Raw genomic sequence first — 14457 nt, forward strand, 5'->3', positions numbered from 1 at the left:
CATTCGCACTCCGAAATGAACGAATTAGGGTATCCCTTTCCGTGATGCTTACTTTTAAGTAAGTACCCTACTTTAAAGTGGGTTCTTAACATCCTTTTGAAGCGATGCTAAGCTTGAGCTAACCAAAAATTGGGACCCATGAAGAGGAGGAAGGAACAATGAAAATCATTGTTTTTGGAGCGACAGGGAATACAGGGAAAAGAGTGTTGGCACAAGGGATAAAGATGGGGAATGAAATGACCGCATTTATACGAAATTCTGAGAAGCTTTATGATCAGCTTGGTGAGCATTCCGCAAAGCATGTGAAGGTGATCGTGGACGATATGATGGACCCGGTGAGCGTCAGGGAGGCGCTTGCGCATCAAAACGCCGCTATTATTGCAGCCGGCCATGCGGGGCGGGGGGAAGAGTTTGTTCGTATCGTCGATAACATTATAAGCCAATGTGAATTGGAGCCCAGTTTCAATGGGCGGGTATGGGTCATGGGAGGAGCTGGCCTGCTGAATATTCCTTATACTGATCATATCGGCAACAATTTACCTGGCTTTCCACCTGAGTATAAAAATCACAACCGGAATTTCGAAAGGCTGCAACGGACTGGGCTCGACTGGACCATGATGTGTCCGGGAACCATGATGGATTCGAGAGAGCATCCAGATTCGGCTCAATTACATGTAACAACGGAAATCTTACCCGTTCCGATGCCGGAGACGATCAAGGAATTTTCTGAGGCAGAAATAGCCGGTCACTTGTTCAGCAGATTTCAAGAGCTAAATGTTGCTTATGACGATGTCGTAACGTGTATGTTGGAGCATCTTGAGCTCGAAGGAGCGTTTAAAAGGAAAAGAGTCGGTCTAGCCTATCAAAGCAATATTCCGGTGCGTTGAGGAGAAGAGGATCATGGGTTTATTTGGATTACTGCTCGTTTTGCATATATTGTCTTCGATCGTTTTTATTGGCCCCGCTTTCGTGACGCCCATCATTCGGCGATCCGCTAGAACTGTCGGCCAGCTGCACTTTGTTTTAGGTATAACGACCAAACTGGCCATCATTACTAAAATTGGCGGATCCGGACTTATTCTAACCGGGGTTGGCCTTATGATCATAACCAAGATGGGGTTATCCCAAATGTGGCTGAATGTATCCATTCTCTTAGCGCTGCTCATGGTCGCCATGATTGACGGATGGATTGAGCCGCGTATGAAAAAGATCAGAAAGATCATATCTGAACGTCAAGACCAAGTTAATGAAATACCTGCCGAATTCGGACTGCTGTTAAAAAAGATTGTACCTATTGAGATGGTGGCACAACTGCTGATGATTGCCATATTGGTGCTTATGGTCGTTAAGCCATTTTAAAGATGCTGATGTAGATGACAAGAACGTACATGCTAAAGAGCCGCGTAGCTGCGGCTTTTTTGTTTAAAAAGATAAATGTTCTTGTCCAAACCCGAAGACAAGAACATATACCATCCATATTAAACTCCTTTTATCAGACGTAATTATCCAATCCCATTTTTTTTAACTCTTCAGCGATTTGACCGTAGAATTTGTGTAACATACGGATCATATCTTCCTTCTCGGCTTCGCTTAAAGGGCTGAAAAATCCGCTGTCTTTTTCGATTCTCATTTCATGCATTTTTTCATGCTCCCGATAAATTTCTCTTCCGATATCCGTAAGTTTGAAATAAATCTCCTTTTTATTATCAGGTTTTTGGTAGCTCTCGATCGCCCCGATCTCGATTAATCGTTTTGTCACCTTGCTAATGGGGCGCCTCGCGTGACCAATTTGGACACGTTTGGATCCTGCATTTCCTCGATGAAATCGATGCAGTGAACTTCCATAAACGTGTTATCGTGCATGAACTTGTAGTTTTTCTCTTCCATCTTTTGAGCAGGTTATGTCTTTCCGAAACACGATTAAAAATACGGCTTAATTCTTCATCAGTGTACATAGTTCACCTCAATATTGTTGAATCAGGAAACAATAAAATCATAATGCATTTTGTTTCTGAGTCAACAATATAAGTGTGTTAAAAGAAGAATTAGATAGCATAAACGAAGCAATATCTAAAGTTAAAGAGCAAAGGGCGAGCCCCAACTTGTTGAAAAAGCTCCGCTAATGATGCAGCTGTTGTTTACGGGGTATTGCGATATATAGGATCAGGGATACCTAGTTCATTAGTACTTGACTCTCTCGTAAGGTTAAGGTTGATGATTACGAAGAAGGGGGTGAGAAGAAGACGTAAGGGAGGTACATTGGCTTACTTGTGGACGAGCCTGCAGAGTATCTCCTTTAGCAATTAGGCATCTGCACATTCATTTAGTTGTTCACCTACATATCATATCTAGAAAAAAGATGACCAATCCTGCTGATCTCGACGGTTACTTAACGAATTAACCATTTATAGGGAGTGAAATCAAAATGACCTTTACGCCACAGTCTCCGCCCCCAACTTTCGTCCCGCCAAAACCAGCTGTTTCTTATATAATTGACTGCATGTTTGAATACACTTATGTCTGGCTATGGAATGGGGAAAGCTTCTGGTTTTACCCAACACGGGTTGAATATGGAGAAGTTTCAGGTTATCGATGGAATGGGGTATATTGGTCGTTTTATGGATTTAACTCAAGTTTAATCAACGCTGTCTCATGTCCTCCAATACCTACTCTTTACTGAAAATACTCTAACCATATATCGAAGTAAATTTATATTTGTATCTTGTTAGACAGCCTATATTGACAAAAGGTATAGAAATCGGCAACAAAGAACCTTCAAAGAAATGAAGGTTCTTTTCATGAAAAGAGGTCATACAGTGGAAATTATTCATCCGATATAATCATAACCGTGATCACGGGCGCAAGGTACATACAGAGTGTGATCTACGGCAAGGGAGCTGCAGAGTGCTCCTTAAAATAAAATGAAACGAAGAAGAGGAAGGATTATTTGCCGCCACAGGCGAACTGTTCCGCTATGCACGAGATTGAACGAGCTGATGTTAAGAATTTATAACCCATGACGATTTGTGAAGATACCACACTGAACAATTCTATTTGGAGGGAATAACTATGGAATTTCATGCAATACGATTATGTGTCGTTAATTTCCAGGAAAGCCTTGCGTTTTACCGAGACATCCTTGGTTTTCAGGGGTGGCATGATGACGAACAGGAATACGCATATTTTGAGGAAATAAACATCGCTTTATTTTCGCAAAAGAAAATGTTAGAAGCCCTCTTCGATGAATATCAACCCACAGAATCAATCATTCAGCAAGCAAAATTTATCATTCAGTTTGAAGTGAAGGATGTTGACGAGTATTATAATCTCTTAAAAAATAAGGGTATCGAATTTATAAATAAACCTCATAATCGAAATGATTGGGGTTCGCGAGTTGTGCATTTTTATGATCCGGATAAAAATATCATTGAAATTTACAAAGTAAACCGCGATTAATTGTGTGAAAAGAAAGGGAATCAAACAATAAATAGTTCAACCAGCAGAACAGCGCCTCACCAAGAAGGAACGTTCTGCTTCTTTTTCATATATGCAGGCTTATTGCGAATGGGTATTGCGCTTATGATTGATTTTCAAAGGAGCGGAGCGGCGCTCCTTGATGTTAAGTGCCAGAATCACGCATAACACAAGCAATCCCATCATCAAATACACCGAGTTGATCCACGAATCACTGTCCCCTTTTACTAGCTGCATAGTCAATATGACGAGCACGCCTCCCAGGTTGCCGGTCAGCATAATCAGTCCCGTCGCCTCTCCGGCATGCCGCTCACCGGCCAGACGCTCCGTATACGACAACAGCAAAGCGTAACCGGGCAGGAAGATAAATCCGAGCACAGCGCCCAAAATAAGCAGAAGCATAAATTGATCCATAGTGCATATCAAATAGACCAGCACAATGGAGATTAGGCAGCTAATCCACAGGAAAGGCTTCATCGTACCAAGCTTGTCGGATATACCTGGAATGATACTCGAACCAACGATACCTCCAATGATCAGCATTCCCCCGATCAAGCCCGCCCCTTCGGCATCAATGCCATTTGGTTTTAGAATTGGCTCAAGCCATGAGGTCAGACCGTTAAAGAAGCCGAGTGCGAGCAGCGCAATGACCGAAATCAAGAGGAGCTGCCGATTGCGCAGCAGTGGAATATAATCTCGCCAGCTGATACCGTCGGATTCACTCATCATCTGTTTATTCAGCTTATTGAGCGGCTTTGGATAAGCTACAAGCGCAAAGAACACTGCCGACACAATCGTGATCACCGCAAAAATAACCATTGTCATTTGAAGTCCAGCCTTGTCAACAATTATCGGTGTACCCGCAAGCGCAAGAGCCATACCTGCGAACATGCCAACGGTTCCCACTCCGGTCGCCATTGCCTGCTGCTTTTGACCGAACCAATCGACCACTAGCTTGGAAATCCCGTTTATCACATACGGCTGCCCAATGGCAATCCCAATCTGCCCAATCAGCAGCCACATAAAACTGTAATCCATAATCCGAACACAGGCGAATATGGCCATAATTAAGCCGCCGATTCCAATCCCGAACCGATAGCCCTTGCGGTCGATGACGATTCCGGCATGGATAGAAAGAAGCACATAAATGAGCGGAAATACAATCAGCAGCCAGTTGATATCCGATTCCGTCACATGATAAGTTGTTTCCAGCATGGTAATCAAGGGAGCAAAATTAAGCCAGAGCATTTGGCTGATCCCTGCCAGTATCGTGAAGCTGATTAATACGGTGTAGCGATTTGTAAAACGATGTCGCTTGGCAATTGCGTTCAACTACAGTCCCCCCTGTGAATTACCTATAATTATGACAATATTTCGATCTTTATTTTAATATTCCAGTAAAAACAGCCTCATCCTAATGCTAAGTAGGACATTGAAAAAATATTTTCAATAAATGCATTATGATTGTAAATCAGACAAGCTTTCTTTTGAGAGAGCTTGTCTTTTCTTTTTGTGACAAGGGGGTATTGCGGATGCACTTGTTAATAGATTATCCAAGGGGATGTGGAGGAATAAAACGCTAGCGACTTTCGTAATTTATATATTGAACATATTGATTGAAATGTGGTGATTCGGATGAACTCTATGGAAAGAATACCTTTGTATCAGATGGTGCAAGAGTATATACGCGACTTGATAACGTCGCAAGCATTAAAGGTTGGAGACCGTATACCTACGGAAAAGGAACTCATGGAGCGTTTCGGAGTAAGCAAGATTACTGTCGTCAATGCCCTGTCCGGTTTGGTTAACGAAAGAATCATCAATAGGGTGCCCGGAAAGGGGACTTTTGTAAGTGATCCAGAATATGAAATTCTGACGACAGCTCCTAAAAGTACCGTAAAACAAACCCGTAAAACTAGCGGAGAAATGCGGACACGGTTGATCGGCCTAATTATGCCCAGCATATATGACTATTTCACCATTCGACTTGTGCATGGTATTCAGCAAGCATTAAATGAGAACGATTACCGCTTCGTTATCTATTTATCGGAGGGCAACATTGATAAGGAAAAAGAGGCTATCCAGACATGCAGCAAAATCGGTGTGGAAGGGTTACTGATTTTCCCGGTTGATGAGGAACTATTCAACGAGGAAATATTAAGCATGAAATTTGCGGGATTTCCGTTCGTTCTCATCGATCGTTACCTTCCAGGGGTGGAAACTCATTATATAGCATCAGACGGTAGGCTAGGCGTTAACATGGCCGTAAATTACCTGTGGGAGCTGGGGCATCGTGATATCGCCATATGCTCCGATTCGCCATTACAAACCGTTACCGTTCAAGAGCGGATCGATGGATATATGAATGCGTTTAAGGAAAAGGGCTCTCTAATTAACCCTGCCCACATCGTAACCGGTTTTGAAATCGGAAGTCTCGAGCAAGCTGAAACACATCCGTTGTACCGCTATATCCAAAATCGAATGGCAACGGCTTATATTACGCTAAATGGGAGTCTTGGAGTGAAAATTTATCAGATTGCACGGCAAGCTGGATTGAAGGTGCCTGAGGACATATCCATCATCAGTTTTGACGATCCGACTTCCATCATCGAAGGATACAGCACTTTCACGCATGTTAAACAGTTTGAACGTGATATGGGCTACCGCGCGGCTTGCACGCTGCTTGAGGTGATTAACAGTGATGACGGGCATCACGGAAAACACATTAAAACCCTAGTGGAGCCGGAATTGGTGATTGGCGAGACGACGGGGAAAAACGTTTTCACCGTTTCATGATGTCAGCCCCGCTTCTCCCTATTATGTATGTAACTAAATAAAGAGTCCGACAGACTTACGATTCGAACCTGACAAAGGAAGCGAGAGCTGCCCGGACTCTTCAACTACATCAACTACAACTTACTCTCATGAATCCCCCATAATGATCCCCCTGTATATATTGAATATAATGAATCCATACCAAGGAATAAAAAGGCGCCTGAAAACCCCTAATTCATTATCAAATGAAACCGCCAGAACCTTTTTTCTTCAGCCTTAAGGTTACTTTTTATTTGAATGAGGAAATTATGGAATGATTCCTACACCATATTGAATATATTTAAACCATACAAATGAAACCGCTTGCATTTAATAAGGGGGACGGTCGATATATGCCTTACGAAAAAGTAAGACCGGAATCTTTCAAATCAATGTTATGCCGCATGGAGAAGTCCATTTATGTTCCACTTTCGGATTTAAACGTTACCGTCTGGGTGACGCCAGAACCGGTTCAATATGCTGAGAGGTGTTCAGGGCAAAGATTAGAACTCCGAGCTGGAGATCGATGGGGGAAACTATGGGACTGCGGGTGGTTTCATTTCACAGGCAAAGTGCCAAAGGAAGCAAAAGGCACGAAAGTCGTGCTGCTCATTGACGTGAACGGCGAATTATGCGTCGTGGATCATGAAGGCACCCCAAAACAGGGACTCACAAATATGAATTCGGAGTTTGATTACTCCCTTGGTCTTCCGGGAAAACGTGTCGTGCACATTTGCGAGTCGTCAACGGGTGAGGAAACGATCGACCTATGGGGCGATGCCGGCAGCAACGATCTATTCGGGCATTTCCGGAGCGGAACATTGAAGGAAGCGGTCATCGCTATTTGCCGGGAGCAAGTTAGACAGTTGTATTATGACGCGGAAGTGCTGATTGAAACCGCCGAGAATCTGCCAGCGGGTTCCGCCCGAAAGGAGAGGATTTACCGTGCTTTGTCCGATGTTTCACTGCTATTAACGGAGCTATCCGATCAACAGGTAGCAAAAGCGCGCCGTATTCTGGGTAAGGAACTGACGATGCGCGGAGGCGATCCAGTGCTTACGATCAGTGCTATCGGCCATGCGCACATCGACCTTGCATGGCTTTGGCCGATAAGGGAGACAATCCGCAAAGGAGCGAGATCTTTTTCGACAGCACTTCGAATGATGGAACGTTATCCAGATTATGTATTCGGTGCGAGCCAGCCCCAATTGTACGATTGGATGAAGGAATATTATCCGAATCTGTACTCGGAGATCAAAGAAAGAATCAAGGAAGGAAGGTGGGAACCTCAAGGCGCAATGTGGGTTGAATCGGATACTAATGTGCCGGGGGGGGAATCGCTTGTTAGGCAAATCTTATATGGAAAACGATATTTCAAGCAAGAGTTCGGTCACGAAATAAAGACGTTATGGTTGCCTGACGTGTTCGGATATTCCGCTAGTTTGCCCCAAATCTTAAAGAAATCCGGAGTCAATTACATGATGACCCAGAAGCTTTCCTGGAACACGTACAACCGCCACCCCCATCATACGTTCTTTTGGGAAGGGATCGATGGCTCTAGGGTACTCACCCATATGCCGCCAGAAGATACCTATAATAGCCCCGCTGCACCTAGGTCCATTATGAAAGCTGAAAAGGAATATTTAGATAAGAACATCTCTGATCGATGTCTGATGCTGTTTGGCATCGGTGACGGAGGCGGCGGTCCTGGGGAGGAGCATCTAGAGAGGCTTAGCCGAGAAAAAAATCTGCTTGGATTAGCTCCGGTAGTACAAGAACCCTCGGAACGATTCTTTGAAAAACTTGCCGAAAACAGCCGGCTCTATCAATCATGGCGCGGGGAGCTGTATTTGGAGAAACATCAAGGAACTTTAACAAGCCAAGCGCGAAACAAACGTTTCAACCGGAAAATGGAAAAAGCATTACGCGAGCTTGAATTTGCCTCCGTACTTGCTTGGATGACAAATGGAAACAAATATCCATCTGTGGAGCTGGACAGAATTTGGAAGGAAGTGCTGTTGTACCAATTTCATGACATCCTTCCAGGATCTTCGATTAAACGGGTTTATGACGAATCATTAGAACGGTACGAAACGATGCTCGAACAAGTCGAGCGAATGATTGCAGCGAGCTATATATCCGTAGCCAGTTCAATGGGCTTAGACGATCGGAAGGAAAATAGCATCGCCATATTCAATTCATTGCCATGGGAGCGGGAAGAGTGGCTAAAGCTGGATGAAGAATGGCTGCGGCTGCGCGTACCGCCAATGGGCTTCATCTCGGGAGATTCCCATATGGTTTCGATCATAAACGAAGATGCGACATGGCCGGAGATGAAGGTATCGCTTAACGAGCGAGCGGCGGAGAACGACCTTCTTAAAGTGACGTTTAGCACGGACGGCGCAATCATGTCCATCTGGGACAAGGAACACGCAAGAGAAGTCATCCTCCCAGGGGAAAAAGCCAATGACCTTCGCATATACCATGATGAAGGCGATGCTTGGGATTTCCCGCCTACCTACCGGCAGTCCGGTGGAATGACGCTGATGATTGAAGGATTAGAATCTTTCGTCGACGGTCCGACTTCCGGTTTGCTGATCCGTTACAGGTTCGGGCAAACCAGCCTGTCACAGAAAGTCGTTCTTACCGCAGGAAGCCGAAGAATTGATTTCGTAACGGAAGTCGATTGGAAGGAATCGGGTAAAATGCTCCGGACATCCTTCCCGGTGAATGTCCATTCGGATCACGCCAACTGTGAGATTCAGTTCGGATATATTAAAAGGCCGACACACCGCAATACGATGTGGGATTATGCGAAAGACGAAATTTGCGCCCACCATTGGATCGATCTATCCGAGCCGGACTACGGAGTCACGCTGCTTAACGATTGCAAATACGGTCACCGCGCGGACAACAACGTTCTTGACATGAACCTGCTGCGAAGTCCGAGTTATCCGGATCCCGAGGCAGATCGCGCGAAGCATACGTTCATATACTCGCTTTATCCGCATAAGGAAGACCATGTTCAAGCAGAAGTGTATAAACGCGGTTATGAATTAAATGTTCCGCTTCGTACCGTCGAAACATCGAAAACCACCGGCCTTGGCTCTGCAGCTAAGCTACACGGAATGGATTCGTTCCTGAAGCTTGACCGCCATAACATCATGATCGAAACCGTGAAACTGGCGGAGGACAGCGAAGATATCATCATTAGACTATATGAAACGGCAGGAGCCCGGATCCAGACGAACCTGTACACAGGCTTTCAGATGTCTGAAGCATGGCTTGCCGATTTAATGGAAGAGCGTATAGAGCCGCTGGATATCAACGAACAGACACTGAGGCTTACCTTCGCACCTTTCGAGATTAAGACCCTAAGATTGACCGCTCTATCCGATACGACGAAGAAGTAGGAGGTGTTCGGAGTATGGTACCCAAAGGTGTTGCTATCCCTGGATTTGAACAATTAAAAAAGAACAGGAAATTAACGAAAATATGGCGTTTCAGGCATATCTATTTATTTATCCTTCCTGCCATTATATGGTTTCTGGTGTTTGCTTACTATCCGATGTACGGCATTTTAATCGCGTTCAAGGATTACAAATTCAATTTGGGGATATTAGGGAGTCCGTGGGCAGGCTTTAAATATTTCGAACAGTTTTTAAACGATTCCAGTTTTTACAATGTACTCCGGAATACGTTATCCATTAGTGCCCTTAAACTTATTTTCGGATTTCCGGCTCCATTGATCCTAGCCTTAATGCTCAATGCAGTCATGCACAAAAAATTCAAAAGAGTGTTTCAAACCGTTTCCTATCTACCGCATTTCGTCTCGTGGGTCGTTGTCGTTACCTTACTTCAAAAAATCCTGTCTCCGAACGTGGGGCTTATCAATGACATTCGATACCAAATGGGTTTGGATCCTATCTTTTTTATGGGGAAGCCGGAATTATTCTACCCACTCGTCATCATTTCCGACATCTGGAAAGGTATAGGCTGGGGTTCGATCATTTATTTAGCTGCGTTAACGAATATCGATCCACACTTGTATGAAGCTGCGGAAATCGACGGGGCAGGTCGATGGAGCAAACTATTTAAGATCACGCTTCCATGCCTGACGCCAACGATAGCCATATTGCTCATATTCTCCCTCAGCGGAATACTGAACGCGGGTTTCGACCAAATCTGGTTGATGCAGTCCCCAGCAACATTAAGCGTGTCGGAGATCCTGGACACGTATGTCTTAAAAACAGGCCTCCAACAGGGGCAATTAGCATATTCCACGGCCATTGGTTTATTCAAGTCTGCGATCTCGCTGTTTCTCATTGTGGCTGTAAATAAAATATCCAAACGCGTGAGTGATGTATCGTTATGGTAATAAGCTAGCCCTGAAGATGAGGAGGTGTGTATATGGGTGTAAGAAGGCTGACGCCAGCAGATATATTGTATTCGACGCTGAACTATTCAGTGCTGCTTTTATTCTGCGCTACGGCACTCTATCCATTTATCTATTTTCTGGCCCTTTCTTTCAATGACGGATACGATGCGATGAAGGGTGGAATCTATTTTTTTCCTAGAGTATTTACTATAGAAAACTATGCTAAAGCTTTTAGCAATCCTTTGATCTTAAATTCGTTTTATATTTCCGTTTCCCGAACGCTTGTGGTAACGATTGGCTCCGTTTTTTTGACGGCCTTATTAGCCTACGCACTTTCGCGGAAAGGTTTGCCCGGAAGAAAATATATTGTATTCTTCTTTTTCTTTACTACTTTGTTCAGCGGAGGGCTTATTCCGACTTTTATCCTGTACCGGCAATTACATATCCTGGATACGTTTTGGGTGTTGGTATTGCCATCCCTATATAGTTTTTTCAATGCGATTATTATGAAAACCTTCTTCGACGGGATCCCTGAAGGTCTGTCGGAATCAGCCCGAATAGACGGAGCAAGCGAGCTATCGGTATTTGCAAGAATCATACTGCCTCTTTCGATGCCGGTGCTTGCTACCATTGCCTTGTTTGTCGGGGTGGGCGTATGGAATGACTGGTTTACCGGTCAGTTTTTCATACAGAATGAAAAACTGCAGCCTGCAGCTACGTTCCTGAACAAGATGATCAGCGAAGCGTCTTTCCAATCGATGACCTCGTCGTCGGGAAATAGCGGATCTGCTATTCAAAACATGACCGAGTCTCAAATGGAGCTGCGAGGTGTAACGCCGGAAGCCTTGCGGATGACTTTCGTCATTATTATCACGACACCGATCATCTGCGTGTATCCATTTCTTCAGAAGTATTTCGTAAAAGGCGTGTTGGTAGGTTCTCTTAAGGAGTAGTTGGTATAAAAGGCTAAGCCTTTTATATAAAAAACTTCCAATGGAAGGGGATTGCAGTATGAGGAAGAACAGGCGTAGGAGTGTTCTTGGTATAACACTAATCGCTTTACTGCTTTTAGTGACCATGACGGCATGCTCGGGAACAAGCAAAGAAGAGGAAGCAGGCAAGGTTGACACGGGTCCGACGAAAGAGTCAGGTACGAAAGAAATAAAGCCGGCAACCTTGACTTTCCTCAGTGCTTGGAACGGTGGCGGAGCCGGTTTCCCGCAGGACCAGAAGAATAATCCCGTAGCGCAAAAAATCAGGGAAAAAACCGGGGTAACGTTAAACCTGGAATCCATCACAACAAGCGAAGTAGAAAAACTAAACACCATATTTGCTTCCGGTACGGTTCCGGATATTGTTAACGCACCTTTCTGGTCTACTACAGGAGGAGAAGGGCAAGTCATCAAGAAGGCGGCCACGGAAGGACAGCTTCTGGATTTAACTCCTTATCTCGATAAATACCCGAATATTAAAAGACTTGTGACCACCGGAATCGCGAAGGATTTTGACGAGTTCGATCTCAATAGTCCCGACTTTGAAGGCAAGACGTATCTCATTCCTACGGAGACCCCGGACGGAACCCCCGAGAGCATTCATAATTGGAATTACGGCCTGTTTGCCAGGGGTGATATCCTGAAAGCTTTAAATATTAAGCCGGAGGATATAGATACACAAGACAAACTATATGATCTATTGGTCAAGATCAGAGATGGCGGTTTCAAGGATATTAGCGGGAAGCCGGTCATCCCGGCCGGAACGATGTGGAATGGATGGGATTACGGACAATTCCTTGCCGGATGGTCAGATTACTCGATTTCGGACTTCCGTGAAGTGGATGGAAAACTGATCCACTGGACGCAGTCCAAGGATTACGAAGCCAGGTTGTTATACATGAGAAAGTTACTAAAGGAAGGTTTGTTTGATCTTGAAGCGTTCAACAATACGAGCACGACAGCGAATGAAAAGCTCACAACAGGCAAGCTTGGCATATTTGGAGCCCAACCGATGTTAGCTGATTTACAAAAAACGCTGTATAAGACGAATCCGGAAATGCAATATGAACTACTCGGACCCATGAAGAATAAGAACGGAGACATTCGAACGCAGGTAGAGAAACCCGGCCGTTCCGGTTTCCCTGTCCTTTTCTTAAGCGCTAATATCAAGGATCCTGATGCGGCATTGCGGTACATTGATTATGTTAACAGCGAAGAAGGCCGATTGCTTGCCTATTTCGGGATCGAAGGAACGCACTATACCCTGGAAAACGGGGTACCGCAATGGATTCCGGATGTGAAAAAACAATTCGATGAAAACCCGGATCTGAAGAGAGACGCAGGGCTCAACTATCTGCCAGGAAGGTTCATCGGGGCATTCTCCAATGATGTCACTTGGCCTACGCCCGAAGATAAAAAAACGCAGTGGCAAAAGCTGGAGGAAAGCTTCTCGGTAAAAATGCCTATCAAAATCATCGACAAAGTCAGCGCCAGCTACCTTGCAAGAGAATGGCCTAAATATCAGGAATTTATCAGTAAAACCAGCAGTTTGAATTTCGATGACGAATTTAAGAAAGCATTTTTTGCGGCGTCAGATGAAGAAGCGCTAAAAATACTTCATAGTATTCAAGAAAAATTCAGAGCTGCCGGCGTGGAAGAAATGGCGGAGTTCGTGGCTCAAAAAGCCGCAGAAAGAAATGATGTAGGTTTCTAATGAAGGAAGTTTATCCATGTTGGGATGGCGTCACTGCCATCCCTTATCATTTCTAACAGCACTCATATTCTTTGATTAAACGATTACAGGGGGGGAAACGCATGTTGAACGTTGCGATGTTAAGTAAGTGGCATGTGCATGCAGCTGATTACGCAAGAAGGTTACAATTGCATGGAAATGTTAAGCTCACGGCCGTCTGGGACGAACAGCCTGAACGCGGAAGCGAATGGGCTGCCGAATTGGGAACGGATTTCAAAGCGGATTTGGACACTCTGCTGCAACGGGAAGACATCGATGGGGTTGTCGTTGATGCCCCTACAAGTATGCACGCAGACATCATGGTAGCAGCCGCTCAGGCCGGCAAACATATCTTTACCGAGAAAGCCATGGCACTTACCACTGAGGAATGCGACCTTGTTTCTGCAGCGGTACGCAAAGCAGGCGTCAAGTTCTGTATTTCATTTCCCGCTCGTACAAGGCCGCATCAATTGTTCGCAAAGCAGCTGATCGATGACCATGTATTGGGGGACATTACACTTTTGCGTATTCGTAACGGCCATGACGGTGCTTTGAACAATTGGCTCCCGGATTACTGGTATGATGTGAAGCAAACAGGGGGCGGTGCCATGATGGATTTGGGCTGTCATCCGATGTATATCGCGAGTTGGCTGCTCGGTAAGCCCAAAAGAATCACATCCATGTTTCATTATTTCACCCATCGTGCCGTAGAAGATAATGCGCAGTGCTCGATTGAGTTCGTGAACAACGCGGTCGCGCTGGTCGAAACAAGCCTGGTTACGTACAAAACTCCTTCTGCTCTTGAGATTTACGGTACGGAGGGCACCTTGATCATCTCAGATGATACCGTCAGAGTCATTTCCAAGAAGCTCGATTTACCTTTTTCCGGATGGATTTCGCCTAATCAACTCCCCCAAGAGCAGCCGCTACCGATCATACAATGGGCAGATGCATTGATTCATGACAAGCCGATGCCCTTCGGACTGGAAGACGGGAAGAAATTGACTGAGCTATTGGAAGCGGCATACGTCGCTCATAAGGAGAACCGAACGGTAGAGTTCAAATAA

11 protein-coding genes are annotated in these 14457 nt (G+C 44.9%); 9 read left to right on the top strand and 2 right to left on the bottom strand.

All coding sequences use genetic code 11. The annotated features are described in order from the left end of the window. Nucleotides 1–158: 158 nt before the first annotated feature. Both E6W40_RS11205 and E6W40_RS11210 read left to right on the top strand, forming a co-directional pair. Entirely contained in the window at nt 159–887 is a 729-nt protein-coding gene (locus E6W40_RS11205; RefSeq protein ID WP_136605542.1) for an NAD(P)-dependent oxidoreductase, read from the top strand. A gap of 13 nt (nt 888–900) precedes the next feature. After that, nucleotides 901–1359, top strand: coding sequence for a DUF2269 family protein (locus E6W40_RS11210; protein WP_136605543.1), 459 nt, complete (start codon nt 901–903; stop codon nt 1357–1359). A 133-nt stretch (nt 1360–1492) separates the two neighbouring features. Here E6W40_RS11210 and E6W40_RS11215 read toward each other — a convergent pair whose 3' ends face one another. After that, the gene (locus E6W40_RS11215) at nt 1493–1759 is read right to left on the bottom strand and encodes a helix-turn-helix domain-containing protein (RefSeq protein ID WP_136605544.1); all 267 of its coding nucleotides are present in this window, start codon (nt 1757–1759) and stop codon (nt 1493–1495) included. Between the two features lie 1310 nt (nt 1760–3069). On the opposite strand from E6W40_RS11215, the gene E6W40_RS11225 reads away from it, so the two are divergent. Then, nucleotides 3070–3456, top strand: coding sequence for a VOC family protein (locus E6W40_RS11225; RefSeq protein ID WP_136605546.1), 387 nt, complete (start codon nt 3070–3072; stop codon nt 3454–3456). Nucleotides 3457–3555: 99 nt separating this feature from the next. Here E6W40_RS11225 and E6W40_RS11230 read toward each other — a convergent pair whose 3' ends face one another. After that, nucleotides 3556–4806, bottom strand: a complete 1251-nt coding sequence (locus E6W40_RS11230) for an MFS transporter (protein ID WP_136605547.1) — start codon at nt 4804–4806, stop codon at nt 3556–3558. Nucleotides 4807–5109: 303 nt separating this feature from the next. On the opposite strand from E6W40_RS11230, the gene E6W40_RS11235 reads away from it, so the two are divergent. From E6W40_RS11235 to E6W40_RS11260, 6 genes are all read left to right on the top strand, one after another. Further along, the gene (locus E6W40_RS11235) at nt 5110–6270 is read left to right on the top strand and encodes a GntR family transcriptional regulator (RefSeq protein ID WP_136605548.1); all 1161 of its coding nucleotides are present in this window, start codon (nt 5110–5112) and stop codon (nt 6268–6270) included. 371 nt (nt 6271–6641) lie between these two features. After that, entirely contained in the window at nt 6642–9701 is a 3060-nt protein-coding gene (locus tag E6W40_RS11240; protein ID WP_136605549.1) for an alpha-mannosidase, read from the top strand. Between the two features lie 14 nt (nt 9702–9715). Then, a complete protein-coding gene (locus E6W40_RS11245; protein ID WP_136605550.1) occupies nt 9716–10666 on the top strand; it encodes an ABC transporter permease in 951 nt (316 codons plus the stop codon). Nucleotides 10667–10698: 32 nt separating this feature from the next. Further along, complete coding sequence (locus E6W40_RS11250) at nt 10699–11619, top strand: carbohydrate ABC transporter permease (protein ID WP_136605551.1); 921 nt, start codon at nt 10699–10701, stop codon at nt 11617–11619. A gap of 58 nt (nt 11620–11677) precedes the next feature. Beyond that, the gene (locus tag E6W40_RS11255) at nt 11678–13372 is read left to right on the top strand and encodes an extracellular solute-binding protein (RefSeq protein ID WP_246072963.1); all 1695 of its coding nucleotides are present in this window, start codon (nt 11678–11680) and stop codon (nt 13370–13372) included. A gap of 101 nt (nt 13373–13473) precedes the next feature. Beyond that, the gene (locus E6W40_RS11260) at nt 13474–14457 is read left to right on the top strand and encodes a Gfo/Idh/MocA family protein (RefSeq protein ID WP_136605552.1); all 984 of its coding nucleotides are present in this window, start codon (nt 13474–13476) and stop codon (nt 14455–14457) included.

Origin of the sequence: Paenibacillus dokdonensis (assembly GCF_004916975.1) — a bacterium.
Lineage (GTDB): Bacteria > Bacillota > Bacilli > Paenibacillales > Paenibacillaceae > Paenibacillus_AQ > Paenibacillus_AQ dokdonensis.

Bases quoted from the DNA above. Each gene is read 5' to 3' on its own strand.
- E6W40_RS11205 (WP_136605542.1), top strand. From the start codon at position 159: ATGAAAATCATTGTTTTTGGAGCGACAGGGAATACAGGGAAAAGAGTG.
- E6W40_RS11210 (WP_136605543.1), top strand. From the start codon at position 901: ATGGGTTTATTTGGATTACTGCTCGTTTTGCATATATTGTCTTCGATC.
- E6W40_RS11225 (WP_136605546.1), top strand. From the start codon at position 3,070: ATGGAATTTCATGCAATACGATTATGTGTCGTTAATTTCCAGGAAAGC.
- E6W40_RS11235 (WP_136605548.1), top strand. From the start codon at position 5,110: ATGAACTCTATGGAAAGAATACCTTTGTATCAGATGGTGCAAGAGTAT.
- E6W40_RS11240 (WP_136605549.1), top strand. From the start codon at position 6,642: ATGCCTTACGAAAAAGTAAGACCGGAATCTTTCAAATCAATGTTATGC.
- E6W40_RS11245 (WP_136605550.1), top strand. From the start codon at position 9,716: ATGGTACCCAAAGGTGTTGCTATCCCTGGATTTGAACAATTAAAAAAG.
- E6W40_RS11250 (WP_136605551.1), top strand. From the start codon at position 10,699: ATGGGTGTAAGAAGGCTGACGCCAGCAGATATATTGTATTCGACGCTG.
- E6W40_RS11255 (WP_246072963.1), top strand. From the start codon at position 11,678: ATGAGGAAGAACAGGCGTAGGAGTGTTCTTGGTATAACACTAATCGCT.
- E6W40_RS11260 (WP_136605552.1), top strand. From the start codon at position 13,474: ATGTTGAACGTTGCGATGTTAAGTAAGTGGCATGTGCATGCAGCTGAT.